The organism is Streptomyces sp. NPDC005574 (assembly GCF_040605435.1).
Classification (GTDB): Bacteria; Actinomycetota; Actinomycetes; order Streptomycetales; family Streptomycetaceae; genus Streptomyces.
Genome location: NZ_JBEXCW010000026.1, coordinates 1 through 24,478, shown reverse-complemented (window position 1 = coordinate 24,478; position 24,478 = coordinate 1). Strand labels below are relative to the sequence as shown.

Here is a 24,478-nt window from a genome sequence, read left to right as displayed (position 1 = left end):
GCCGACGCCGTCGACGGCTGCCCTCTCTCAGGTCGCCGGCCGTGATCCTGGCCATCCGGCGGGGACCGGGGCGGGGCCGGGGCCGACGCCGTCGACGGCTGCCCTCTCTCAGGTCGCCGGCCGTGATCCTGGCCATCCGGCGGGGACCGGGGCGGGGCCGGGGCCGACGCCGTCGACGCGGCTGCCCTCTCTCAGGTCGCCGGCCGTGATCCTGGCCATCCGGCGGGGGGCGGGGCCGGGCGGCGGGTGGGTGGGTGGCCGTCGGGGGCTCATGGCGTGCGGTGTGCAGCTTCGCGGCCGGCGGCGGTGTGCAGGGCGGCTGCCACCCGGTGTCGGGTGCGCTGCTGCTCGGCCGCCGAGCGGGCCAGGACGGCCGCCTCCACGGTGGCGGTCAGTTCCCGGTAGCAGATGCCGTGGGAGGGCAGCGCGCCCAGGACCTGCCAGGCCTGCGCGTCCCGGCAGTCGCGCGGGCGCGGGATGTCCGGCAGCAGGCGGTGCGGGCGGGCGCCCTGGCGGGCCAGCGCGCGCCAGCGGGCCCCCTGGTGGATCTCCTGGTGGATGCGCTGCGCCAGGTGGGCGGTGGCGGCGGCCGGGCCGAGCGGTACGGCGGTGGCCGCGCCGGTGGCCGTGCTGTGGGCGGCTGCTTCGTCCAGGCCCGCCACGTTCAGGGAGACGGCCGCGGCCAGGGCGGCCGGGTCGAGGCCGGCGCCGGCGGCGTGCTCCAGGCCCCTCAGGACGGCGTCGGCCACCTCGGCGTACCGCTCCAGGGAGACCACGGCCACGGCGTGCACGCCGATGCCCTGGCCCAGGCAGGCGGTGATCGCCTCAAGGCCCGGCCCGGTGGCCGCAAGGCGGACCATCAGGTTGGGCCGGCCGACGGCGTCGTGCAGGGCGCGGGCGGCCGCGGTGGCCGCGCCGGGGGCGTGGGCCAGGGCGACGGGGACGGCGGCGCAGACGTGGCCGTCGGCGCGCCGGCAGGCCTCGTGCGGAGGGCGCAGCCGGTCGGCGGCGCGGCGCGCGGCGTGCGTGACGAGTTCGGCGAGCGCCGCGGCGACCGGACGGCCGCGCCGGGCCAGCGCGCGCACGTGGGCGTCGTAGGCGGGGTAGGGCACGGCCGTGCCCTCCGCGATCCCGGCGCCGGGGTGGTGCTCGTGCAGCAACTCCCCCAGCGGTCCCTGGTCCACCGCGCTGCTGCCGGCCGCCGGGGCGGCGGGGGCGGTGAGCAGGACGGCGCTCATCGCCGGCTCCCGCGCCGGGTGCGGGCCAGGCGGGTGCGGGCGGCCGCGGCGACCCGCTCGGGGCTCAGGCCCTGCTGCTCGTACAGCCGCCGGTAGGAGGCGCCGGCGCCGAATGGTTCGACGCCCACGCTCTCCCGCGCCGCGCCCAGCAGTTCGTACCAGCCCAGGGCCTGCCCCGCCCGCACCGACACCCGGGCGGTGACGCGGGCGGGCAGCACGCTCTCGCGGTACGCCTCGTCCTGCTCGGCGAACCGCTCGGGGCAGGACATCGACACCACCCGGGTCGCGGTGCCCTCGGCCTGCAGGATCCGCCGCGCCGCGAGAGCCACCTCGACCTCGCCGCCGGCGGCCACGAGGATCACCTCGGGCAGCACCCCGGCCGCACTCTCGGCGCCGGCGTCAGCCTCAGCGCCTGCGTCTGCCCGGGCTTCGGCTTCGGCGAGGACGTGTCCGCCCCGCGCCACACCGCCGGCCGACGCCACGTCCGCGCCGGGCGACGGGGCCGAGGCGGACGGGGCCGAGGGGGACGGCTCACGGCAGCCGAGGACAGGTCCGAGGCCGAGGCCGGCGTAGACGACGCCGCCGTCCGGCCGCCTGTCCGAGCCGGAGGAGGACTGGAACAGCGGCAGGTGACGGCCGGGTTCGGCGCGCGTGACGCCGTCGGCGGGCGCGACATCCGGACCGGGTGAGAGGTCCGGCAGCGACAACTCCCCCGATTCGGGGCGAAGTTCGACGCGCGCGCCACCCTCGCCGGATACCGGGCCCGCGCCGGGCGCGGGGGCCGGGAGGGAGGCCAGGCGGCGGCCGGGTTCGGCGCGTGTGACGCCGTCGGCCGGCGCCGCGTCCGGACCGGGTGAGAGGTCCGGTAGCGACAACTCCCCTAATACGAGGTGGAGTTCGGTGCGCAGGCCGCCCTCGTCCGGTTCCGGGCCTGCGCCGGGCGCGGGGGCCGGGAGGGGCAGCAGGCGGCGGCCGGGTTCGGCGCGTGTGACGCCGTCGGCCGGCGCCGTATCGGGACCGGGTGAGGTGGCCGGCATGGGTGACTCCTGACGGCGGAGGGCGGGTGGGCGTGGGCGTACGGCCTGGTGGGTGGCGGGGTGGCGTTCGCAGGGGCTACGGGTGTGGAAACCCGGGCCGGGGCGACGGCGGGTGGAGGCGGTGTCCAAGGCCTGGCAGGGGCAGCCGGAGCTGGACTCGGGGCCGGGCAGGGTCGGCCCGGGCTCGGCGGCGGCAGCGGCAGCGGCAACGGCAACGGCAACGGCAACGGCAACGGCAACGGCAACGGCAGGGTGTGGGGTGGGCGGGCGGAGGCGGCCGGTGTTCATCGTCCGGTGCAGTGCCTCGACGCTCCCGGTGGAGGTCCCGTCGTGCGTCCGCTCCCCCTGCCGCACCGGCCGGCTGCCGGCCGGCCGGCTGCCGGCCGGCCGGTGCGGCAGGGGGGTGTTGCCCGGCACAGTGGCGTACGGGGTGTCCGGGAGGCGGGTGCGGTCGCCGTCTTGGCGCACAGCCGGGTCGGCGGGCTGCTGGGGGCCGGCCGGCGAGCTCGCCGCATGGCTCATTGCCTCCTGCGGGTCCCCGCCCCGGGCGAAGTCCCCGATCGTGGGGTCGAAGAAACCGGCGCCCGGCCGGGCGCCGGACCCGTGCGGGCGGCGCTCGTCCCGGGCGGCCGCCCGGGACGCCGATCTGGAACGCCGTGCGGTTCCAGGCGCCGTAGGGCGCGCGGAACCGCTCGGGCCGTTCCCCGTAGGCGTCCGGGCGGCCGCCACGGCGACACCCCGGAGCTGGTGTTCGGGCGGCCCCGCAACGCCGCCGGCGCCCGACGTGTGCCCGCAGCCGGACCGTGCGGGCGCGTAGGCGTCCTCGCGCCGCGACGACTGCTGGAGGCCGACCCGGAGGCCGACCTGGTGTCCGGCCTGGAGGCGGTCCCGGTGTCCGGCCCGGTGTCCGGCCTGGAGGCGGTGCCGGTGTCCGGGCAGGTGGCCGCCGTGGGGCCGGACCGCTGCGCCCGCATCGGGCCGGGCGCCGGAGGGCAGGGTCCGGGCCCGGTGCGTCCCATCCGGGGCCGCTTCCCGGGCGTATGCGAGGAGCAGGCGGGGCGGCGGGCCGTCGGCGCTGCCAGGGCGCGCGGGAGCGCCGTCCTCGCACCCCTGCGGGCCGGGGCCCTCCCGGCCGGGCCGGGAGGAACCGGCCGGGTGGTGCGGGAGGGTGTCGGGGGTGGTGGGGGCCGGCGGGGTGTGGGGGCCGGGGGGCGCTGCGGCTGCGGGCATGGGTGCCTCCTGGGGGGCGGGGCCGGCGTTTCAGCGGGGGCGGCCGGCCGGGGGCAGGGGCGCGCCCCGGGCGCGGAGCAGCAGGACGGCGGCGTGGGCGGCCGAGGCGAGGGTGATGTGGCGGTGCCAGCCGGCGAAGGAGCGGCCCTCGAAGTCGTACAGGCCGACCTGGCGGCCGGTGGCGTCCTGGGCGAGGTGTGCCGGGGTGGCGGTCAGGGCCAGCAGGGCGGGGGTGGACAGGGTGGTGAGGTCGGTGAGCCAGAAGTCGGTGCGGGGCGGGTGGTGGGGGTGGTGGTGGGCGAGCAGGAGGTGGCGCTGGCGTGGGCCGGGCGGGGTGTCGGCGGCCTGGCACGGCACCCGGGCGACCTCGCGGTGACCGGTGGCGGAGCGGGGGGCGCTGACCCGGCTGACGCGGCCCGGCGGCACGCCGGCGGCCAGTTGCCGGGCGGTGAGGGTGCGTCCGGTGGGGCGGCCGTCGGGGGTCAGGGGGGTCAGCGGCTGGGAGGCGCTGATGCGCAGCAGGTGGGGGAAGCCGGCCGCGCCCAGCTGGGCGGCGAGAGGGCCCGCCGGGGCGTGCCGGGCGTCCAGGAGGACCGGCACGGGGGGCGTGGGGAGGGTGGGGGCGGTGTCCAGGACCAGGTCGAGGCCGGCTTCGGCCTGGTGGTGGGCGAGGGCGTCGGCGGGGATGCCGGCCTGTTCCCGCAGGTGGGGGTCGTTGAGCCAGCGGGGGGTGAGGTGCAGGTGCCAGTCCAGGGGGTAGCCGCCCCAGGCGGTGGCGGCCCACAGGCCCACCGCCCGCTGCGCGGTGACGAGGCGTCCGGTGCGCGGGTCGGTGAAGTGGTCGCTGCCCACGCCGCCGCGCTGGGGGCGGGGCATGGTCGCGGTGTGCACGACCAGGGCCCGCGGCGGGGCGAGCTGGCCCAGGTGGCGGGCGAGGGCGGCCCGCACCGGCCGCCAGTGCCACGTCGAGTCGCTGACGAAGTGGTGCAGCCGCTGCGCGGTGGCCGGTATCCCGGTGGGCGAGGCGATGTTGCGGATGCTTTTACGGCCGGTCGTCTCCAGCAGCCCTCGGATGTACAGCTCGCCGCTGCGCCGCTGGTCCTGGCGGGCGAGGGAGGCCAGGATCTGATGGCACAGCCCGGCCACCACGTCCCCGGCCGCCTCCGCGGCCGCCTCGGCCGCGGCCGGCGCCACAGCGGCGGCCGGTGTGGTGGTGGGGCCGGCCACCGGGCGGGGGGCCGGGCCGGTGCGGGAGGGGGCCGGCCTGGTCGCGGTGAGGGCGTTCATGTGGCGAGCCGGGTGTAGGCGGCGTGCAGCAGTTCGGGGGCCGGGTCGCACAGCAGGCCGGGGCGGCCCGGCGCGTCCAGCACGGCGCACCGCAGCCGGCCGCGGTGCGCGGCGTGGGGGGCGAACGCGGCCCGCAGCCGCTCCCAGGCGTGGCGCGGGTAGCCGGTGGGCAGGTGCAGCGCCTCCAGGACGGTGCGGTGGCGCTGGACGTGTTCGGCGTCCAGCCGGCCGGCCTGGTGGGCGAGTTCGGCGGCGTAGACCATGCCGATGGACAGGGCGTGGCCGTGGCGGATGCGGTAGCCCTCGGCGTGTTCGACGGCGTGGGCCAGGAGATGGCCGTAGCCGAGGAACTCCCGCCCGTCCTGCCCGTGCCGCTCTTCCTGCCCGGCCGGTCCGTCCGCGCCGGCGTGCGCGTGGTTTTCGGTGGCGGCGGTGGCGAGGGCGGCTTTGGCGCGGATGGTGCGTTCGATCAGTTCCCGGGTGTGTTCTCCCGCCGGGTCGCTCACCGCCCGGGGGTCGGCCTCGATGAGGTCCAGCAGGGCAGGGTCGGCCAGCAGGCCGGCCTTGACGACCTCGGCGAGGCCGCTGACGTGGTCGGCGCGCGGCAGGGTGGCCAGCAGGTCCAGGTCGCACACGACGCCGGCGGGCCGGTGGGTGAGGGCGGCCAGGTTCTTGCCCTGGGGGATGTTGAGGGCGACCGGGCCGGCGACGGCGGCGTCGGTCATGGCGGCGGTGGTGGAGGGGGCCAGGATCAGGGGGATGCCGCCCTGCCAGGTGGCGGCGAGGAAGCCGGCCAGATCGGCGGTGGCGCCCCCGCCCAGGGCGACGACGGCGTCGAAGCGGGTGAAGCCGGCCTCGGCGAGCTGGGACCACAGGTAGACCAGGACGCCGGCGTCCTTGGCGCCCTCGCCGGCGGGCACCACCAGCGGCAGCACGTAGCGGCCGTGGCGTTCGAGGTCACCGGCGATGCGGTGGGCGGCGGTAGCCAGCTTCGGCGGGTGGACGAGCGCGGTGCGCTGCACCTGCTCGCCCAGCAGCGCACCGACCTGCTCGTGCAGACCGGTGCCGACCACGACGGGATACGGCGCGAGAACCTCTCCCCCCACGGCCGTGTGTCCGGGGGCGGGTAGGGGGGTGGGGGTGGCCGCGGCGGTGGTGGGGGCGGCGGACGGGTGCGTCTGGAAGGTCACGTTCTGCCTCATTTGACGGCCAGGTGGGTGAGATAGGTGCGGTGGTTGCGGGCGGTCTCGGTGACGCTGTCGCCGCCGAACTTCTCCAGCGCGGCGTCGGCGACCACCAGCGCGGTCACGGCCTGGGCGACCACGGCGGCGGCCGGGACCGCGCACACGTCGGAACGCTGGTGGTGGGCCGCGCTCGCCTCGCCGGTGGCGGTGTCGACGGTGGCCAGCGCGCGCGGCACGGTGGCGATCGGCTTCATCGCCGCCCGCACCCGCAGCAGGCCGCCGGTGGAGATGCCGCCCTCGACGCCGCCGGAACGGCCCGTGGCACGGCGCAGGCCGCCGGGGTGGGCGACGATCTCGTCGTGGGCCTGCGAGCCGGGCACGGCGGCGAGCGCGAAGCCGTCGCCGAACTCGACGCCCTTGATGGCCTGGATGCCCATCAGGGCGCCGGCCAGGCGGGCGTCCAGCCGGCGGTCCCAGTGCACGTGGGAGCCCAGGCCCGGCGGGAGACCGTGCACCAGGACCTCGACGACGCCGCCGAGGGTGTCCCCGTCGCTGTGGGCGCGGTCGATCTCGGCGGTCATCGCGGCCGAGGCGTCGGCGTCGAAGCAGCGCACCGGGTCGGCGTCCAGCCGGGCGGTGTCCTGCGGCCCGGGCAGCGCCTGGGACACCGACACCGCCCCGCCCAGGGCGACGACGTGGCTGACCAGTTCGATGCCGTACGCCTGCTGCAGGAACGCCTGTGCCACGCAGCCCAGCGCCACCCGGGCGGCGGTCTCGCGGGCGCTGGCCCGCTCCAGGACGGGCCGGGCGTCGTCGAATCCGTACTTCTGCATGCCGGCCAGATCGGCGTGGCCGGGGCGCGGGCGGGTCAGGGGCGCGTTGCGGGCCTGACCGGCCAGCACGGCGGCGGGCACCGGATCGGCCGCCATCACCGTCTGCCACTTGGGCCACTCACTGTTGGCGACCCGCACGGCCAGGGGACTGCCGAGGCTACGGCCGTGACGCAGGCCGCCGACGAAGGCCACCTCGTCCCGCTCGAACCTCATCCGGGCACCACGCCCGTGCCCCAGCCGGCGCCGGGCGAGCGCGTCGGTGACCTCTTCGGTGGAGGTCCGCACACCGGCGGGCAGCCCCTCCAGCACGGCGACCAGGGCCGGCCCGTGCGATTCACCGGCGGTAAGCCATCGCAAAGCAGACAAAGCGGTTCCTTCGTTGAGGGCGGGCTGAGAACGGAAACGGAGGGTCGTGTGGGGGGGCGGAGGTGCGTGGGGGGGTGAAGTGTGTGTGTGGGGGGGGGTGAGGTGTGTGGGGGGTGCGCGGTCCGTCGCGGGCTCGCAGGCTGCGGGCCGCGTACGACTGCGACTGCGGGCCGCGTACGGCTGCGGGTGGTGCGCGGGGGCCGGATGCGCGGGGTGCGCGGGTGTGGGGGGCGCGGGGTGTGGGGGGTTGCGGGTGTGGGGGTGGGCTATTCCTGGAGCAGGTCGGGTTGTTGGGCGACGATCTCGTTGAACAGCAGCTGGAAGGAGAAGTGGCCCAGCTGCTGGTCGCCGAAGCCTTCGCGGGCGGCCAGGGCCTGCTGGTGGGTGAGGGTGTGGGGGGTGCCCGCGGCCTGGGCGAGGAGTTGTACCTGGGCGCAGCTGTCGTAGGTGAGGAACCAGTGGACGGCTTCGTCGAGGGAGTTGCCCACGGTGATCAGTCCGTGGTGGCGCAGCAGGATGGCGCGGTGGTCGCCGAGGTGGCGGGCGATGTCGCGGCCCTGGGTGAGGGTGACGGAGGGGCCCTGGTAGTCGCTGTAGAGGGTCTGGCGGCCGTAGAAGGCGGCGGATTCCTGGTCGATGGGTTCCAGCAGGCGGCCCAGGGCGCCCAGGGCGCGGGAGTGGGGGGTGTGGGCGTGGGCGGCGGCGGTGGCGTCGGGGTGGAGCTGGTGGATCTGGGAGTGGATGACGAACGCGCTGGGGTTGACCGGGTGGTGGCCGCTGACGACGTGTCCGGTGGCGTCGACGCAGATCAGGTCGGCGACGCGGACCTGGTGGAAGGAGACGCCGAAGGGGTTGACCCAAAACCGGTCGGGGTGTTCGGGGTCGCGGACGGAGATGTGGCCGGATATGCCTTCGCCGAAGCCGTGCCGGCCGAACAGGCGCAGGGCGGCGGCCAGCCGCTGTCTGCGGTGGCGGCGGGTCTCCTCGTGGGTGGCGAAGCCCGGTTCGCCGGGGATCGGCAGACCGGTGGGGGTGTCGGCCAGGTGGGCGGGGCGGGAGGCGGCGGCGAGCGGGCTCATGCGCGGAGGGATCCTTCCCGGAACGGGCAGCACGGGGCTGGGGGTGGGTCGGGGCTGGTTTTCAGGCGGCGGCGGCTGCCGTGGGGCGGGCGGCGGCGACGGTGGTGTGGTGGTCGTGGATCGCGGTGACGATGTCGTGGCTGCGGTCGACCAGGGAGGGGATGCCGAAGGTGAAGAAGAGGGCTCCGGCGGCAATGTCGCCGAGCCCGTACAGGCGCGGGTCGGGGCGGCCGTTGCTGGTCAGGCGGCTGGTGGCGCGGGCCAGTTGCAGTCCGCCGTGGGGGTGGCGGGTCACGGCGCGGGCGCGCAGCAGGGAGTCGACCACGGCCCGCGCGCCGGCGGGGATGCGGCCCTCGCTGGCGTTGACGGCGCTGATCACCCGGTCGGCGTGGATGTCGCTGCCGTCGGCGGCCAGCGCGTCGAAGCCGCCGCCGTCGGCGGGGATGATGTCCAGCAGGCCGCAGTACATCTCCAGCCGTCCCGTGTGCACCTGCTGCAGCAGGACGGCGGCGCTGGCGGGCGGCATGGGGCAGCACAGGCTCATCAGGGTGCGGTAGTGGGCGCGCAGCAGTTGCACCTTGTCCTGCTCGCGCAGCAGCGGCCACACGTCGGGGCCGGTCTCGGGGACGGCGCGCTGCAGGATGCGCAGGCCCAGCTGCGGCGAGTCGACCTCGCCGATCTGGCGGCGCAGCCGCTCGGCGGGATCCTCCAGGTCGACGCGGACGATCTCCTCGACGACGGCGTCGAGGTCGGCTCCCGCCGCACGGAATTCCGCGCGCAGCACCGCGGCGACGTCCTCGATGCCCAGCTCGCGCCGCCCGGATGCCGCCGCCCGGATGCGGGCGGGGGTCATGTGGCGCAGCGTCAGGGGCGCGGGCTGCTGGCGCACCCCTGGCAGCACCCCGCGCCGGGACAGCAGACTCACCCGCCCCCGGTGGCCGCCGGCGGTCAGCGCCAGCACCACGTCCACGGCCGTCAGGCCGCTGCCGATGACCGCCACATGCTCCTGCACGCCGATGCCGTCCACGGTGGCGGCCAGCGGGTAGGGGTCGGCGACGAACCCCGGGGCGCCGGTGAGGCCGTAGACGTCGCGGGGGCTGTCGCCGCCGACGCTGAGCACCACGTAGTCGAAGGCGCGGGTGGCGGCGCCTTCCGGGCCGGTGCCCAGCAGCACCTGGTGGGGCAGGCGGGCCGCGGAGGTGACCGCCTCCCCCACCACGCCCACCCGCCAGCCCCGCCGGCGCAACACCGCCAGCGCCGCATACGCCGACTCCTCCAGATAGTCGCCGTAGACGGGACGCGGCACGAACCGGGCCCCGCCCGGCCGCTCCGGACCCGCGCCGACACCGGTACCGGTGCCGGTGCCGGTGCCGGTGGTGGTGGTGGTCTGTTCCCGGGCGGCCAGCCAGCGCGTGAAGTGACCCGGATCCCCGGCCCGCACCGACATGTCCTCAGCGGTGGAGTTCACCCGCAGCGTCTCGGTGTCCACCTGGTAGGCCCGCCCCCGCCACAGCCGGGGCGAGGGCTCGAACACGGTGAGGCTGCCGACGGCGCCCCCGCTCCTGGCCAGCGCGTCGATCAGGCAGACAGCGGCCGCGCCGCCACCCACCACACCGATCGAGATTCCACAGGACATGTGTCAGTCACCTTCGGTAAACGAAAACACGCACCACACACCGGCACAGAGCACACACAGCACCTTCAGAGCGCCGAGCACGCGCAGCGACGCACACGGGTGGCCGTCCCCTTCGCGGGAGGCGGCTCCGATACCAGCGACTGTAGGAAGCGGCCTCCCCCGCCACTTGCCGCACCGCGCACCGCCACTAGCAAAAACACGCGCCCGCGAGGCTCATGAGGACGCGATCGCTGCAGCCGCGTTCGATGACCTGCGGGAAGAGGTGACCCTCCCGTGGGAGGCGGCAGGCCGGACTGAATCTTCTTGAACGGGTGCCGGCAGCTTCGGGTTCATGGTGAAGAGGGTGCAGTCTTCAAGCGGGGTCAGTCCGTCATACGGGGACGCGCCGCTGCCGCCCATGTGCGTTGCGGAAGTCTCGACAAGGCGGTGGGAGTTTCACGTCGTGCTCGGCTTCGAAGGCGTCTGCCGGGGCTGTGGGCGGGCAGGGGCCAGGGTCCCGTCGTTTCGTGATCGGTCCGGTTTGTGCCAGGTGAGCTGTCGATGTCGCCGAACGCCAGGTCGGATTCCCGCCAGCTTCCGCTGGTGGGGCCCGCGATGCTCGACGGCATGAACCGACTCGAGGGAAACGTCGCCTTGATCACGGGCGGAAGCCGGGGCATCGGCGCCGCCACGGCGCTCCGGCTGGCAGAGGAAGGCGCCGACATCGTCGTCACCTATGAGAACAGATCGGAGCGCGCCGCCGAGGTCGTGGAGCAGGTCAAGGCCCGGGGGCGCCGAGGTCTGGCCATCCAGGCCGACAGCGCGGTCCCCCAGGCACTGACTGTTGCGGTGGACGAGGCCGCCGCAACATTCGGCAGGCTGGACATCCTGGTCAACAACGCCGGCGTCTTTCTCGTCGGCCCGCTCGACGACCTGGGGCCGGCGGAGATCGACCGCACCCTGGCCGTGAATGTCCGGGCACCGTTCGTGGCGTCACAGGCGGCGGCGCGTCACATGGGCGATGGCGGACGCATCATCAGTATCGGCAGCAATGTCGCCGCCCGCGCGCCCTTCCCGGGCCTGGCTCTGTACTCGATGAGCAAGACCGCCCTTGTCGGCATGGCCAAGGGCCTGGCCCGGGAACTCGGTCCGCGCGGCATCACGGTCAATGTGGTCCACCCCGGCCCCACCGACACGGACACCAACCCGGCTGATGGCCCGAACGCCGAGACGATCGCCGGTTTCACCGCTGTGGGACGTTATGCGGAAGCGGCCGAGATCGCGGCCACCGTCGCCCACCTGGCAAGCGCCGACGGCGGGTACATCACCGGAGCCTCGATCCACGTGGACGGCGGCTTCACCGCCTGACAAGGGCGGGACGAGCAGCTCGGTGAGGACGGCCTGTTCGTCCTCGACCCGGTCGGGGCAGCGGCTGTGACGGCGGAGACCTCGGGCGATGTGGGTCCAGCCGTCGAGACGAAGGGTGCCGTGGGCAAGGTTACGCAGGCCGGCCATGGCGCGGGGTGCGGTGCCGGTGCGGACGCGGGAGGCATCCTCTTCGAACATCACGTCGCGGACATGGTGTTCCTTGTACTCGATCCACCAGTGCCGTCTGACGCATTGCGCGAGTTGTCCGGCCTGTTCATGGAGAGTGTCCAGGCTGGTGAAGGCATAGGCGCGGTCGATGGTGGTCTTCCCGTTCCGGACGGTGCGGCGGACGATCTGGAGGGCCTGCGCCGCGTGGGGGAAGGCAGCCGGGTCATCGCGGCGGTCTTCAGCCGGCGGATCTCGTTACGGCCACTGGTGGTGTCCCGACTGCGGTGGCCGAGCGGGACGTCCCGCCAGGGCAGTTGGTGCAGGCCCGGCGTCGAGGTGGGCTCACAGCAGGGCGCGGCGGGCTGTCGCCGCGGGCCGGCGGGTGGTGGGCCGGCGGGGCTGGCGGACTGTGGAGGCGACCTCGCGGCGGGCCGTCTCGGCTATCTCGATGATGCGTTCGGCATGCGGCAGCAGCCGTAACCCGGCTTCGGTCAGGGCGAGTTGACGCTGACTGCGGTCGAAGAGGTCCGCCCCGACGGCCTCCTCGAGATTTTTGATCTGGGTGGTGACGGTCGACTGGGCGTAGTGCAGGTTCTTCGCGGCCCGCGTGAAACTCAGCTCGGCCGCCACCTCACGGAAGGCACGCAACTGCTGGAACTGCATGACACGGCCCCTTTCCCCTCGTCCCAAAAAGATACCAGCTTGCACGTTCTTTTTCGAGGTGTGTGCACGGTGCCCACCGGCCGGACAGCGGCAGCCCGCGCGATCCCCCGCAGCGCCGCGCAGGCCCCCGCCGCGGGACGGGGCGCGTGACCGGCCCGCGGCCCTGGTGAAGTGACCGGCCCGCGGCCCTGGTGAAGGGGTGCGGCCGGCCTGCGGCCCTGGTGAGTGCGGCTCCGGTTCGGTCGGCTGACCCAGGACCTCGCGTCTCTCCAGTGGGGCGCGGCCCGGGGCGGGTGGTGGCCCGGCCCCGGGTCACCCCGCGGGCGCCGGGAGGGGCCTGTTCAGCAGGAAGGCCCGCAGGAGCGCGGTGTAGAGGGCCGGGAGTGCGCGATGGCGTGTCCCGGGCCCTGGACGGACCAGTCGGGAGTTTGGCAGGGTCTGGCGGTACTCCTGGGTGACCTCGGGTTTGATGAGGTCGCAGTGGCCGCGCAGGATCAGGGAGGGGATCACAGGTGCAAGCTCGGCGTGATCACGGCCTACTGTCAGGGTGTCAACAGGTGTCCTGACGCCTTGAACCAAGTGTGACGGATCAATCGATGATGTGGGACGAGTCGAGCCTGTCGGGTCTGCAGGCGCAGTTGGCACGCGAAATGCTGGGCAGCGTCACAGCGTTCACGCTGGGGCACAGAGTCCGGCTCGTGCGTGGTGTTGTGCATGCCCCGGATCGATGTGGCGTCGGCCGCGTCGTTCTCTGGGACGGGCGGGAGCTGGACACGTCAGTTGCCTTTGACATGCCGCTGACGGACACCCACGGCGCGAACATCCCCGCCGGGGACCTCACGGCCGCCCTGCGACGTGCATCGGCCGACTGCTCCGCGCACCAGGTCGAGGAGGCCCCCCGCGACGCCTTCCAGATCCCGGTGATCGACGCCTCGGCTGCTGTTCACGGCTTCGTCGACCATCCACGCTTCCTCGTGCCGGATGCATTGCGGGCCGCGGCGGCATCCTTCTCCGATCCGACGGAATCTGACGAGCCTGCGGAACTGCGCCTGCGTGGCTTCCTGCTTCTCGACCAGGCAACCTGTCGCCTCTACCTGGACACCCCCACCACGCAGGACGCTGCGCCCTTCGCTATCGACCTTCCCCTTCGAGACGAAGAAGGCTCTGTCGTTACTGGCATGACAGGAGCGCATGGCGTTCTTCCGGTTCTCTTGGAGACAGGGGAATTGCAGCGGATGCGGAAGGACGCCCACGACCCCTACTGCCATGCCGTCTACGACCTGGTGGACTGGTTCACGGGTCGCTGACCGGGCGTTCGGCCGGGAAATGTGATCTCCGGCCTGAGGGCTCCCGGCGGAAGCCACCAGAGCGGAACTGCGCCTGGCTGGGACGGTGACATCGCCTGGCAAAGGACTGCGAGTACCTGGCGTGTCTGCGCGGAGAATGCCATCTCCCTCTGCATGGCCCTGCTCCTGGTGCGCCGCCTCACAAGACCGGCCCGCCGACAGGCTTTTCAGACGCCCTCCAGTGCCGGGGGGGGCGCGTTCAGTCGGACATGGCGGCCGGTGACATGAGGTCTCTGGCGAGCTGGGGCAGCAGCTGGTCCAGCAGGTCGCCGGCGCGGGGCGCGCCGTCGCTGTCGCGCGGTATCTCCTCCACGGCGACGGCGTGCGCGTACAGGGCGGGCAGGTTGCGCTGGCAGGCGGCGAGCACGGCGCGGCGCCCGGCGCTCTCCTGCGCCGGCGTCAGCGCCACGAACGCGATGACCAGGGTGTCGCCCAGCTCGGGCAGGTCGGTGTGCAGCAGGGCGCACTCACGCACGCAGGCCAGTTCGAGCAGTTCCCCCTCCAGGGCGAACAAGCCGCGCTCGAAGACGCCGCGGGCATCCAGGCCGGGGGCGTTGTGGCCGGGGGTGTTCGGGTGGGGGCCGGTGGTGGTGGGGTGGGGGGTGCTCATGCGGTGATCTCCTGGTGCATGCTCTGCTCCAGCTGGAGGTTGAGGGTGATGATGGGGATGACCGCCTCGAGCAGTTCCGCGGTGCGGATACGGCCGGTGGGGCTGTAGGGGATGTGGTCGACGGCGATGACGTGGGCCGGGATCGAGGGCACGCGGCGGGCGCAGGCGGTGCGCAGGGCGGCGCTGCCGGTGGCCTCGCGGCCGACGGCGACCGCGATGAACGGCACCACCAGTGCGTCGCCCAGTCCGGGCAGGCTGACCCGCACCACGGCGGTGTCGCGCAGGCAGGGCAGGTTCAGCAGGTCGGACTCCAGGCGGAACAGGGCGGTGTCCACGGCCCGGTCACGGACGGGCGGGCGCACGCCCGCGGCGGGCCCGGTGAGGGTCAGGCGGCCCTGGTCGTCCAGGACACCCAGGTCGTCACTGACCCAGAAGCGCTCCGGTCCCGCGCCCGTGTCGAGGAGGGTGAAAGCGCCCCGACCGTCGGGGCGGTGACTGTCGGGGCCCTGGCTGTCGGAGTTCTGGTTTTCGGGGCCCTGGCTGCCGGGGTTGGGGGTGTCGGGGTTGTCGGGGTTGGGGGTGTCGGGGGTGTCGAGGTAGCTGTCCATCACGTGGGGGCCGGCGACGGCGAGGCGGCCGGGGCGGCCGGCCGGCAGCACGGCGCCGGCCTCGTCGAGGATCACCACGCTCGTGCCGAGCACGGGCCGCCCGGTGCGCATGCGGGTGACCTGGGCCTCCTCGGGGGTGAGGATCGCAGTGAGGCCGCCCTGGGGGCTGGTGTGGACCGGGTGCAGTACGGGGCCCAGCCGCTCCCAGGCGGTGTTGAGCATCCAGCGGCCGAGGTGGCCCCCCGGTGTGAGCACGCACCGCAGCCGCGCGGTGTGGGCGAGTTGGGCGCAGGCGGGGTCCTCCAGCAGCCGGCCCAGCGCGGCGGGGTCGATCACCGCGGTGGTGACGTCTTCGCCGGTGACCAGCGCGGCCAGCCGCCCGGCCTGCCCGGTGGCGTCCAGTACGACGGTGGCACCGACCGTGAGCAGGGCGTGGGCCAGTTGCAGGGACAGCGGCTGCCACAGCGGGGAGGCGACCAGATGGATGTCGTGGGCGTCGAAGCCGAACTCCTCGATGAGATCGATCAGCCCCTGCCCCTGGGCGGCGCCGTGGCGCACCGCGATCCGCGGCCGCGCACCACCGGGCACGACGGTCAACACCTCACCACTCCCGGCTGCGGGCGTGCCCTGCAGCGGTGCACTCGCCAGCAGAGCGGCGAACGACACCCCCGCACCACAGCCCCGCACCCCCGCAGGCCCCCGCACCCCCGCCGGCTCACCGAGCCCGGCGGGGGTGCGGGGCCCCGCACAGTCGCGGGGCCTTGCGGGCTCGCGCCCGGCCCCGCCCCGCACAGGCCACTCACCGCGCTCCGCTGTGCCGTCCTGAGCGGCGGTGTCCGGCCTCACCCCGTCCGCCGCGGCGGTGGGCGTCGCGGCCCGGTCCGCCGCCGCTGCGCTGCCCGCCGCGGCGGGGGCTGCGAGGCGGCCGGCTTCCGCGGTGGCGGTGGCGGTGGCGGTGGCGGTGGCGGGCAGCAGGATCTCAAGGGCTTCACGTCCGGCCGGCCAGGTGCGGTCCTCAAGCAGCGGCCGGTAGGGGGCGGTGGTGAAGAACGCCCACGGGTCGAGCAGGTCCAGGACTGCCTGCAGTTCGCCGGGGCGCTGGGCGGGATCAACTCCCGTGCACGGCACACCGAGCGTCGCGCAGGCGGCCAGCACCACGGTGAGTTCCCAGCACGGGCCGGCCACGAAGACCGCGCGGGCCGGACGCACTGTGGGCAGGCGGGAGGCCAGGCCGCCCGCGACCCGCTCCACCATGTCGGCGAACCGCGCCCAGGACAGGCGCGTCGCACCGTCCACCAGCGCGATCGCCTCGGGGCGGGCAGCCGCATGCCGGCGGATGTCGTCAAGCTTGATCATGTGGCATCTCCGTAGTCGGTGAGCCCAAGCTCCGATAAAAGACCCCCGGCCGTCAGGCAGCAGCCGCCCACAGACGCCGGAACACCGGCCGAAACACCGGAGGGCCGAGGACCGGAGCACCGGGCCACGGGGGCCGCGGGCGAGTGCGGGAAACGGGCGCGGAAACCGCTCGGGGGCCGGCCCCGCGGGAGCCGAGACCCCAGAGAAACAAACCTGCATGCGGGTTTGCAACGTGCATCGAAAAGTACGATGCCGGCCCCCCGCATGTCAGGTCCCGCCCCACCCCGCCCACCCGGGCACCGACACTGCGATACACCCCACCGGCCTACCCGAACTCCCGACCCCCGACCGGCCGATGCGATCCGGCCTACCCGAACTCCCAACCCCTGACCGGCCGATGCGACCCGGCCTACCCGAACTCCCAACCCCTGACCGGCCGATGCGGCCCGGCCTACCCGAACTCCCAACCCCTGACCGGCCGATGTGACCCGCTCACCCGGCCGGCCCGGGGCCCGGGGCCCGGGTCCGGGCCGGATGCGGCGTGGCCGGGGCCTGGCCTCGTACGGCGCGACGCGGCCGGTGCGCCTCGCCCCGACCCCGGCCCGGACCCCGGCCCGGGTGGCGTGGCCGGGCGTGTACCCGGCCCCTGACCCGCACTGGTCCGACTGACCCGCACTGGTCCGACCGGCCCGGTGCGATGTGACCCGACTTGTGGAGGACACCGTGTCCGACGACCGGACCCGCCCGGCGCACCTCACCGCTTTCACCTCACCGGCGCCCCGGCCCGCCCCCTCCCCCACGCCTCTGTGGGAGGCCCGTGCCAGACCCGGCCGCACCAGCGCCGGCACCGGCACCGGCACCGGCACGAACCACGACGGCCTCGGCAGGCACGGCGGGGCCGGCAGCGGCCCCGCTCGCGGCAAGGACAGCGGGGGCGTGGCCGCGGAGCACGCTGGAGCCGCCCCCCGGACGTCCGGTGAGGGCGCCGGCGAGGTGGGCGGTGAGGTGGGCGCCGGTGCTGCCGCAGGCCCTGGTGGGGTCGGCCTGGGCGGGGCCCGGATGCGGCCGGTGGCGGTGCTGGTCGGTCTGCCGGGGGTGGGCAAGTCGACGGTGGGGCGGCTGATGGCGAAGCGGCTGGGGGTCGCGTTTCGGGACACCGACGAGGACATCGAGCGCCGTAGCGGCATGTGCGTCGCGCAGATCTTCGCCTCGTACGGTGAGGCGGTTTTTCGTGAGCTGGAACGGGCGGCGGTGCACGCCGCGCTCGCCGGGCACGAGGGGGTGCTCGCGCTGGGCGGCGGCGCGGTCCTCGACCCGCTGACCCGCGCCCTGCTCACCGGCGGCCCGGTCATCCACCTCGACGCCGACGTGCAGGAGGTACTGGCCCGCCCGGCGAGCGTCGGGGCACGCCCCCTGCTCGCCACCGACCCGGCCGCCCGGCTGCGGGAACTGGCCGCGCACCGCGCACCCCTCTACCGCCAGGTCGCCCGCGTACGGGTGTCCACCCGGGCCACATCCGCGGCGCAGGTCACCGGTGCGGCCCTGCGCTCACTGGCCCTCACCCCAGCCCCCTGAGCCCCCCTGCCCGCACCCCATCGCGGCGAGGCCGGCCGCGCACAGCCGGCCGGCCGGGTTGTCGTGACAGCCGGCCGGCCGGGTTGTCGTGACAGCCGGCCGGCCGGGTTGTCGTGACAGCCGGCCGGCCGGGTTGTCGTGACAGTCGGGCGGTGGGGTTGTGGTGGCGGTCGGGCGGTGGGGTTGTGGTGGCGGTCGGGCGGTGGGGGCGGTGTTCTCCGAGCCGCGCGCGCCACGCCCTCCACCACCGCGGCCGCGGAAACGATCAACCACGTCACTTCTACCGCTCGGCCCCAGCCGGTGGTCTTGCGGCGGTGGTGGAGGGCCGGCGTGGTGCGGCGCGTCATGTCCCGGCCGGGGTGGAGGCTCGGGGAAGGCGTAGCTGGAAGCATGCTCCGAGGGGCCGGGGGGTGAGGGTGAGGGTGCCTCGGTGACGGTGGGCCAGGTCGCGGGCGATGGCGAGGCCCAGGCCGGTGCCGCCGTGGTCGCGGGAGCGGGCGTCGTCGAGCCGGACGAAGCGTTCGAAGATGCGCTCGGCGTCCTCGGTGGGCACGCCCGGTCCGTCGTCGTGCACCGTGAGGACGACCCAGGCGTCCTGGTTTCGGATGGTGATCTGGATGCGGTGGGCGGCGTGGCGGGCGGCGTTGTCGATGAGGTTGGCCAGCAGTCGTTCGTAGTCGCCGGGGTTTCCGTGGGCGTGTGCGGGGGCGGTGCTGTCGCAGGTGAGGGTCAACGGCCGTTCGGTGAGGGGGTATTGCTCGGTCAGCCGCAGGGCGAGGGCTGTCAGGTCGACGGTTTCGGGGCCGGCTATGAGGGTGCGGGTGTCGAGGCGGGCCAGGAGCAGCAGGTCTTCGGCGAGGGCCTGGAGGCGGCGGGTCTGTCGTGCGGCGGTGGTGGCCGCGGCGGGCCAGTCGGTGCGCTGCGGGTAGGCGAGCGCGACTTCCAGGCTGGCCAGCAGTGTGGTGAGGGGGCTGCGTAGTTCGTGGGCGGCGTCCGCGACGAAGCGGCGTTGCCGGGCGGCGGCGTCGTCGAGGCGCTGGAGGGTGCTGTTGATGGTGGTGGCCAGGGCGGTGATCTCGTGTCCCGTGGCGGGGACGGTGACGCGTTCGCGGGGGTCGCTCGCGGTGACCGAGGCGGTGAGGACGCGGATGGCTTCGACCGGCCGCAGCGCGATTCGGACGGCGAAGTAGGCGGCGGCGGCGATCAGTACGAGGCTCACGAGCCCGGCCCGCAGCAGCAGGAGGTCGGTGGTCTCGGTGATTGCCTCGGCTGTGTGCGGGAGCACCACCACATATACCCGCAGGTTGGCGTCGGCGGTGACGCCCAGAGCAGCGGCTTTGTCATCGCCCAGAACATCGGCCGGGATATTGGCCGTGATGACCTGATTGGTCCCGCCGGCCACAGAGGATTTGTCATGGGGGTCGTAGTCGGGGTTCGCAGGCAGGCGAACGGTAGTAATGAGCTCGGCCCTCAAGGCTTTCGGCGGGGCGGGCATCACGTGGTGGGTGCCGGGAGCGAAGTCGTCCATGCCTCCGCCGTAGGCGACAGCGGTGCGCCGACCGGTCGCGACGACCTCGTACGGCACAGTGCTTATGGAGTCAGGAATGACACCCTGTTCCAACTTGTCGCAGAGAGACCAGAGTTGTTCCTTGGCTTGGTCTTCGGCGATCTGCGTGCTCTGGCGGTAGACGTCGTGGTGCAGCCACCAGCCGATGCCGACCAGGATGACGGCGGCGGCCGAGGCAGCGGCCAGGGCCGCGCGGGCCCGTACCGAACGCGGCCACCAACGGCGCCGCGGCTCAGTCGCGTTCACGGTCGTCCACCAGCCGGTAACCGCTGCCCCGTACGGTCTGCAGGGACCGTCGGCCGAACGCGGAGTCCACCTTCTTGCGCAGTGCGCTGACGCGTGCCTCCACCAGGTTGGGATCCAGGGCTTCCTCGGGCCACGCGTGATAGAGCAGATCCGATTTGGAGACCGCCTGACCCGCCCGGCGGGCCAGCAGCTCCAGCACGGCGAACTCCCTGGGCGTGAGCTCCACCCGCACCCCGGCCCGGCGGCAGATACGGCCGGCGACATCCAACGAGAGGTCGCCCACGGCAAGGACGGGCGGGGCGAGCGTGGCGGCCCGTCTGACCAGCGCCCGCAGCCGTGCGACCAGCACCACGTAGGAGAAGGGTTTGGCCAGGTAGTCGTCGGCCCCCGTGTCCAGGGCCTCCGCCTGATCCCACTCCCCGTCCTTGGCGGTGAGTACCAGGATGGGGGTCGCGTTGCCCTCCCGCCGCAACTGGGCGCAGACCTTGTAGCCGTTGAGTCCGGGCAGCATCAAGTCCAGGACGACCAGGGCATATTCGCCGGTCCGGGCCATCCACAGGCCCTGCCGGCCGTCATGGGCCAGGTCGACGCTGTAGCCCTCGGCGCTCAGACCGGTGTGCAGGGTGTGGGCAAGGTCCACCTCGTCTTCGACCACCAGGATGCGCATGCGGTGCAGCCTCGCACAGCGCCGGCCCGCCTTCCTGATCGGCTGGTCAGGTTGGGTCAGCCTCCGGTCAACGAGGTCCGGGCACGCTGGCGGAGTTTCTTCGCCACTGCTGAAAGGCCCTGTCGCCGATGTCCGTTGATGAACGTGTCCCCGTCGCGGCCCAGACGGTTTCCCCTCCTGTGCCCGCCCGTCGACAAACACCGGGCCCGGCCAGGGCCGTTGTCGTCCTCGCGCCCTTGGCACTGACCATCGCTCTGGGGCTCTGGGGTATCCGCAGGAAGAACACCATGTGGGGGGACGAGTCCGTCACCTATCAGCTCGCGCACCGCGATCTTTCGCAGATATGGCTCACCGCCCAGCATGTTGATCTGGTTCATGCCCTCTACTACGCCGTGATGCACGAGATCTTCGGTCTCTTCGGCGGAGGGCTGCTGACGTTGCGGCTGCCGTCCGTGCTGGCGATGTCCGTGGCGGCGAGCGGAGTCGGGCTTCTGGCGCTACGCCTGGCGGGACCCCGTGCCGGGCTGGTGGCCGGGCTGGTGTTCCCGCTCCTTCCCCAGGTACAGAAGTACGCGCAGGAAGGCCGCTCGTATGCCATGGTCTGTGCCCTGCTCACTTGGGCCACCTATGCGCTCGTGGTCAGCGTCCCGCATCGCGCCCGGTGGCGGTGGGCGGTCTATGGCTCCACCATGCTGCTGGCCTGTCTGCTCCATGAGTTCGCGGTCCTCGCCCTGGTTGCACACGGCGTCACACTGGTCGTCTCCCGTGTTCCACGACCGGTGCTGAGGGCGTGGAGTGTGGCTGCCGCGGGCGTTGTGGCCGGGCTGTTGCCGCTGGCAATCTGCAGTGCGGGGCAGTCGGAGCAGGTGTCCTGGATCGGCGGACCGGTGCGGCCTGGTTATTTCCTGGTGGTGGCGGTCGTGGGCGTGGCGTGTGCCCTGGCGCCCCTGAGGGTGAGGGGGCCTGTGCGGCTTTCCGCGCTGGCTGTGCCGATTCTTGCGCTTCCGGGCCTTCTGCTGCTGATCGCCTCACTGGTCAAGCCCCTTTTCGTCGACCGGTATGTGCTCTACAGCAATATCGGAGTCGCCCTGCTGCTGGGTGCCTGGATGGATTACCTCCTCCGGCGGCAGCGGTCTTCCCGCTACGTGTGGATCGCGGCGGTTGCCGTACTGGCCGCGCTCCTCCAGCCGAGCCTTTCGCTGAGGACGCCCCAGAGCCGGAGCAATGACGTCACCGCCATCGGCGCCACCATACGCAAGGAAGGCCGTCCCGGCGACGGGCTGCTCTATCTCTCCGGCCAGCACCGGATCTTGACTGCGGCCAACCCCGAGGACACCCGTTTCCTGACAGATCTCGCCCTGGCACAGGACCCCGTTTCGTCGAACACACTTGCAGGTGTCGAGTTTCCCGCCCAGGAAATTGCGGCACGCATGCTGGAATTCGACCGGATCGTCGTGGTCCGCGCGGCGGGTACGCACTCGACCAACCCGCAGGAGGAAGCGAAAACAAACACCCTGCGATGCCACTTCCACGCACACACAACAACCCAAACCGGCGGGGCACGCATCACCGTCTACATCCAAAACCACGACCACGGCCCGTCACCGAAGAAGACCAGCCGGATCCAACAACCCCAAGCGAGCAAGCAAGGAGGACGATGAGGTGACGGCCGTGACGGCGGCCCGGCGCGCGGGAGGACGAGGTGAGGCAGTGGGGCCGGCCCGGCGAGCGAGCAGGGAGGGCGATGAGGTGACGGCGGTAACGGCGGCCCGGCGAGCGAGCAGGAGGACGAGGTGAGGCAGTGGGGCCGACCCGGCGAGCGAGCAGGGAGGGCGACGGAGGTGACGGCGGTAACGGCGGCCCGGCGAGCGAGCGGGAGGACGAGGTGAGGCAGTGGGGCCGGCCCGGCGAGCGAGCGGGGAGCGCGCTGAGGTGACGGCGGCCCGGCGAGCGAGCGGGAGGACGAGGTGAGGCGGTGGGGCCGGCCCGGCGAGCGAGCCGTGGGGGTGATGAGGGGGGCGGGGTGCCGGCCGGGCCGACACCATCACCTCACGCTGTCTGCGTGCGGGATCCTTGAGGCAGAGGCCGCCCCGGACCGGGCCCCGTAGGACGGAAGGTTGAGGGGAGCCGCCGCACCGGCGGCCCGCGCGTACGCGCCGCCGCACCGGACGGCCCGCGCGTACGCGCCGCCGCAGCATGCCGGCTCAAACCCGATTTCAGCACCGGGCACGACGGGGCACAAGTCGGTGCGGTGCGGTGAAGTGTCCGCCGGGTCCCCCGCCCCGACGGCCTGTACAGCCTGCTCCGTGAGTGGTGCACCAGCCGGTGAATGCCGGCAGGCCTCCTACGGTGGATGAACGTCCGCGACTTCTCCGCGGTCCGTGAAGGGCCGAAGGTCTTCCTCGATCACAGTCCGTGGATGTCCGCGGGTCTCCCGCGATCACGGTCAGTGGATGTCTGCGGGTCTCCCGCGATCACGGTCAGTGGATGTCTGCGGGTCTCCCGCGATCACGGTCAGTGGAGGGCCGCGGGTCTCCCGCGATCACGGTCCGTGGAGGGCCGCGGGTCTCCCGCGATCACGGTCCGTGGAGGGCCGCGGGTCTCCGCGGTCCGTGGAGGTGCGCGGCGGGTGTGATGGGTGCCGGGGTCCGTCGCCGGTCGTCCTCCTGCGACGGACCCGGCTACCGGGCGCCCTGCGTCACGCTCTCGCGTTCCTGGACGGCCCGTTCCACTCTGGCCATCAGGCGTTTGCCGCGGTCGGCGGAGATCTCCAGCCGGGCGAAGACCTCGGGGGTGGCGACGGCCCGGGCGAGGTTGCGGTACAGCACCGCGATCCGCTCCTCCACGTCCTTGCGGTCACTCATCACCTCCGACATCAGCTGCACCCCGCTGAACGCGCCGACGATCATCTGCGCGGCGGCGTTCACGTCGGTACCCGCCACCAGCTCACCCAGCGCGTCGGCCTCGGTGAGGATACGGGCGTGCAGGTCGATCCACGCCTGATACGGCACCCGGCGGTCGATCTCGTGCGCCTGGTCGACGGCCAGACGGATACTGCCCTGCAGCATCCGGTCGAAGGTCAGCCGGTAGGCCACCAACTGCCCGATGTCCAAGACCTCCTGGAACTTGACCGTCTGCTCTCCCGGCGGCACCTCCAGATAGCCGATCTGACCACCCACCTGCTCATCCAGCACCGCCTGCGCCAGCTCCACCTTCGAAGCGAAGTGGAAGTAGAACGCTCCCTTCGTCACCTTGCACCGGCTGTAGACGTCGAAGATCGTGGCCCCCGCATACCCATGCTCGGCGAAGACCGTTCCCGCTGCCTCCAGAATCGCTTTCCTGGTCCTGACCGCACGCTCCTGTCGCGCCACGCGGCCTCCCATCTGTGCCCAGCCGCCCGGGGGGACGGCTTCCCAGATGCGCTTCTCGGGATCGCGCATCAACTCATTGAAAAACAAACCCGCATGCCTGTACCTTACCGACCGCGGGGGGGGAACGGCCATACCCCACGTCATGCACCTTCACCGACGAAGGAAGAAACCCATGACCACGAGTGCTATGGCTCTGCACGTGCGACACACCCACCAGGGGGCACACCACACCACGACCGGCCAGCTCACACCGTCACGGCCGGCCCGTCCGGCACTGCCGGTGGACAAACACCTCGTCCACCGCGCACACCTGCGCGACGTCCTGCCCACACACCTCACACGCCACGACGACACACACTTCACCGTGTGCGCACGCTGGCCACGCGAACACCGCCTGTTCGTGGCCTGCGACGGCCGCTACACCGCCTCCCTGGTCCTGGAGACCATCCGCCAGACCACCCTGCTCATCTCCCACGCCCACCTCGGCGTGCCCGTGGGCCACCACTTCGTGATGTGGGACCTGAGCCACCGCCTGGACGCCGCCCTCCTCCAGCGCGGCGCCAGCCCGGCCGAAGTGAGCCTGGACGTCACCGTCACCGTGCTGCGCCGACGCGCCGCGCTACCCACCGGCATGCGCATGGAAATGACCCTGAAAATGGACGGCCGGCCCGTGGGTTCCGGATCCATCCGCTTCGACGTCACCTCACCCGCCGCCTACACCCGCATACGCGGCCACATACCCCCCGCCCCCCAACCGGCGGTACTGCCCCAGCCCCTCGACCCGCGCACCGTCCACCACCACCACGCCCAGGACGTCACCCTCGCCCCCACCACCACCCCCGGCCAATGGCAACTACGAGCCGACCCCGCAAACGACCTCCTCTTCGACCACGCCAACGACCACCTCCCCGCCATGGTCCTGGTCGAAGCCGCCCAACAAGCCGCCCACCTCCACACCCCCGGCCGACCCTTCACCCCCTCCGCCTCCGAAATGCGCTTCACCCGCTACATCGAATTCCACACCCCCTGCCTCATCACCACCCACCCCCACACCACCCCCCACA

General features: G+C 73.5%; 19 protein-coding genes and 1 pseudogene. 5 read left to right on the top strand and 15 right to left on the bottom strand.

The window, feature by feature from the left end:
* Positions 1–269: 269 nt before the first annotated feature.
* The 7 genes from ABZT03_RS18890 to ABZT03_RS18860 form a co-directional block, all read right to left on the bottom strand.
* Positions 270–1,238: a transaldolase family protein gene (locus ABZT03_RS18890; protein WP_356040704.1), complete on the bottom strand. Its 969-nt coding sequence runs from the start codon at positions 1,236–1,238 to the stop codon at positions 270–272.
* The gene (locus ABZT03_RS18885; protein ID WP_356040701.1) at positions 1,235–3,505 is read right to left on the bottom strand and encodes a transketolase C-terminal domain-containing protein; all 2,271 of its coding nucleotides are present in this window, start codon (positions 3,503–3,505) and stop codon (positions 1,235–1,237) included. The genes ABZT03_RS18890 and ABZT03_RS18885 overlap by 4 nt, the downstream gene beginning before the upstream one ends.
* A 30-nt stretch (positions 3,506–3,535) precedes the next feature.
* Positions 3,536–4,792, bottom strand: a complete 1,257-nt coding sequence (locus ABZT03_RS18880; protein WP_356040699.1) for a transposase — start codon at positions 4,790–4,792, stop codon at positions 3,536–3,538.
* Entirely contained in the window at positions 4,789–5,982 is a 1,194-nt protein-coding gene (locus ABZT03_RS18875) for a 3-dehydroquinate synthase family protein (protein WP_356040696.1), read from the bottom strand. The genes ABZT03_RS18880 and ABZT03_RS18875 overlap by 4 nt, the downstream gene beginning before the upstream one ends.
* An 8-nt stretch (positions 5,983–5,990) precedes the next feature.
* The gene (aroC, locus tag ABZT03_RS18870) at positions 5,991–7,175 is read right to left on the bottom strand and encodes a chorismate synthase (protein ID WP_356040693.1); all 1,185 of its coding nucleotides are present in this window, start codon (positions 7,173–7,175) and stop codon (positions 5,991–5,993) included.
* A 266-nt stretch (positions 7,176–7,441) separates the two neighbouring features.
* The gene (locus tag ABZT03_RS18865) at positions 7,442–8,254 is read right to left on the bottom strand and encodes a class II aldolase/adducin family protein (protein WP_356040690.1); all 813 of its coding nucleotides are present in this window, start codon (positions 8,252–8,254) and stop codon (positions 7,442–7,444) included.
* 61 nt (positions 8,255–8,315) lie between these two features.
* Complete coding sequence (locus tag ABZT03_RS18860; protein WP_356040687.1) at positions 8,316–9,890, bottom strand: FAD/NAD(P)-binding protein; 1,575 nt, start codon at positions 9,888–9,890, stop codon at positions 8,316–8,318.
* A gap of 606 nt (positions 9,891–10,496) precedes the next feature.
* Here ABZT03_RS18860 and ABZT03_RS18855 point away from each other — a divergent pair.
* Entirely contained in the window at positions 10,497–11,237 is a 741-nt protein-coding gene (locus ABZT03_RS18855; protein ID WP_356040844.1) for a 3-oxoacyl-ACP reductase family protein, read from the top strand.
* 129 nt (positions 11,238–11,366) lie between these two features.
* Here ABZT03_RS18855 and ABZT03_RS18850 read toward each other — a convergent pair.
* From ABZT03_RS18850 to ABZT03_RS18840, 3 genes and pseudogenes are all read right to left on the bottom strand, one after another.
* Positions 11,367–11,483 (bottom strand): annotated as a pseudogene (locus ABZT03_RS18850) (ISAs1 family transposase); the annotation flags it as partial.
* A gap of 264 nt (positions 11,484–11,747) precedes the next feature.
* Positions 11,748–12,068: a LysR family transcriptional regulator gene (locus tag ABZT03_RS18845; protein WP_356040684.1), complete on the bottom strand. Its 321-nt coding sequence runs from the start codon at positions 12,066–12,068 to the stop codon at positions 11,748–11,750.
* A gap of 312 nt (positions 12,069–12,380) precedes the next feature.
* The gene (locus ABZT03_RS18840; protein ID WP_356040681.1) at positions 12,381–12,578 is read right to left on the bottom strand and encodes a hypothetical protein; all 198 of its coding nucleotides are present in this window, start codon (positions 12,576–12,578) and stop codon (positions 12,381–12,383) included.
* Positions 12,579–12,664: 86 nt separating this feature from the next.
* Here ABZT03_RS18840 and ABZT03_RS18835 point away from each other — a divergent pair, with 86 nt between their 5' ends.
* Positions 12,665–13,375 carry a hypothetical protein gene (locus ABZT03_RS18835; RefSeq protein WP_356040678.1) on the top strand — a complete coding sequence of 237 codons (711 nt, stop codon included), beginning with the start codon at positions 12,665–12,667 and terminating at the stop codon, positions 13,373–13,375.
* A 238-nt stretch (positions 13,376–13,613) separates the two neighbouring features.
* On the opposite strand, the gene ABZT03_RS18830 is transcribed toward ABZT03_RS18835, so the two are convergent.
* Together ABZT03_RS18830 and ABZT03_RS18825 are read right to left on the bottom strand one after the other, a co-directional pair.
* The gene (locus tag ABZT03_RS18830) at positions 13,614–14,024 is read right to left on the bottom strand and encodes a hypothetical protein (RefSeq protein WP_356040676.1); all 411 of its coding nucleotides are present in this window, start codon (positions 14,022–14,024) and stop codon (positions 13,614–13,616) included.
* Positions 14,021–15,988, bottom strand: a complete 1,968-nt coding sequence (locus tag ABZT03_RS18825; RefSeq protein ID WP_356040673.1) for a class I adenylate-forming enzyme family protein — start codon at positions 15,986–15,988, stop codon at positions 14,021–14,023. The genes ABZT03_RS18830 and ABZT03_RS18825 overlap by 4 nt, the downstream gene beginning before the upstream one ends.
* Positions 15,989–16,711: 723 nt before the next feature.
* Here ABZT03_RS18825 and ABZT03_RS18820 point away from each other — a divergent pair.
* Complete coding sequence (locus ABZT03_RS18820; RefSeq protein ID WP_356040670.1) at positions 16,712–17,563, top strand: shikimate kinase; 852 nt, start codon at positions 16,712–16,714, stop codon at positions 17,561–17,563.
* A gap of 343 nt (positions 17,564–17,906) precedes the next feature.
* Here the strand turns inward: ABZT03_RS18820 and ABZT03_RS18815 are convergent, their stop codons facing one another.
* Together ABZT03_RS18815 and ABZT03_RS18810 are read right to left on the bottom strand one after the other, a co-directional pair.
* The gene (locus tag ABZT03_RS18815) at positions 17,907–19,376 is read right to left on the bottom strand and encodes a HAMP domain-containing sensor histidine kinase (RefSeq protein ID WP_356040668.1); all 1,470 of its coding nucleotides are present in this window, start codon (positions 19,374–19,376) and stop codon (positions 17,907–17,909) included.
* Positions 19,363–20,043 (bottom strand): response regulator transcription factor, encoded by a 681-nt coding sequence (locus ABZT03_RS18810; protein ID WP_356040666.1) that lies wholly within the window; start codon positions 20,041–20,043, stop codon positions 19,363–19,365. The genes ABZT03_RS18815 and ABZT03_RS18810 overlap by 14 nt, the downstream gene beginning before the upstream one ends.
* 128 nt (positions 20,044–20,171) lie before the next feature.
* On the opposite strand from ABZT03_RS18810, the gene ABZT03_RS18805 reads away from it, so the two are divergent.
* Positions 20,172–21,704 (top strand): glycosyltransferase family 39 protein, encoded by a 1,533-nt coding sequence (locus ABZT03_RS18805; RefSeq protein WP_356040663.1) that lies wholly within the window; start codon positions 20,172–20,174, stop codon positions 21,702–21,704.
* Between the two features lie 1,020 nt (positions 21,705–22,724).
* Here the strand turns inward: ABZT03_RS18805 and ABZT03_RS18800 are convergent.
* Positions 22,725–23,483 carry a ScbR family autoregulator-binding transcription factor gene (locus tag ABZT03_RS18800; RefSeq protein WP_356040661.1) on the bottom strand — a complete coding sequence of 253 codons (759 nt, stop codon included), beginning with the start codon at positions 23,481–23,483 and terminating at the stop codon, positions 22,725–22,727.
* Positions 23,484–23,586: 103 nt separating this feature from the next.
* Here ABZT03_RS18800 and ABZT03_RS18795 point away from each other — a divergent pair.
* Positions 23,587–24,478, top strand: an 892-nt coding sequence (locus tag ABZT03_RS18795; RefSeq protein ID WP_356040658.1) for a ScbA/BarX family gamma-butyrolactone biosynthesis protein, incomplete at its 3' end; no start/stop codon positions are given.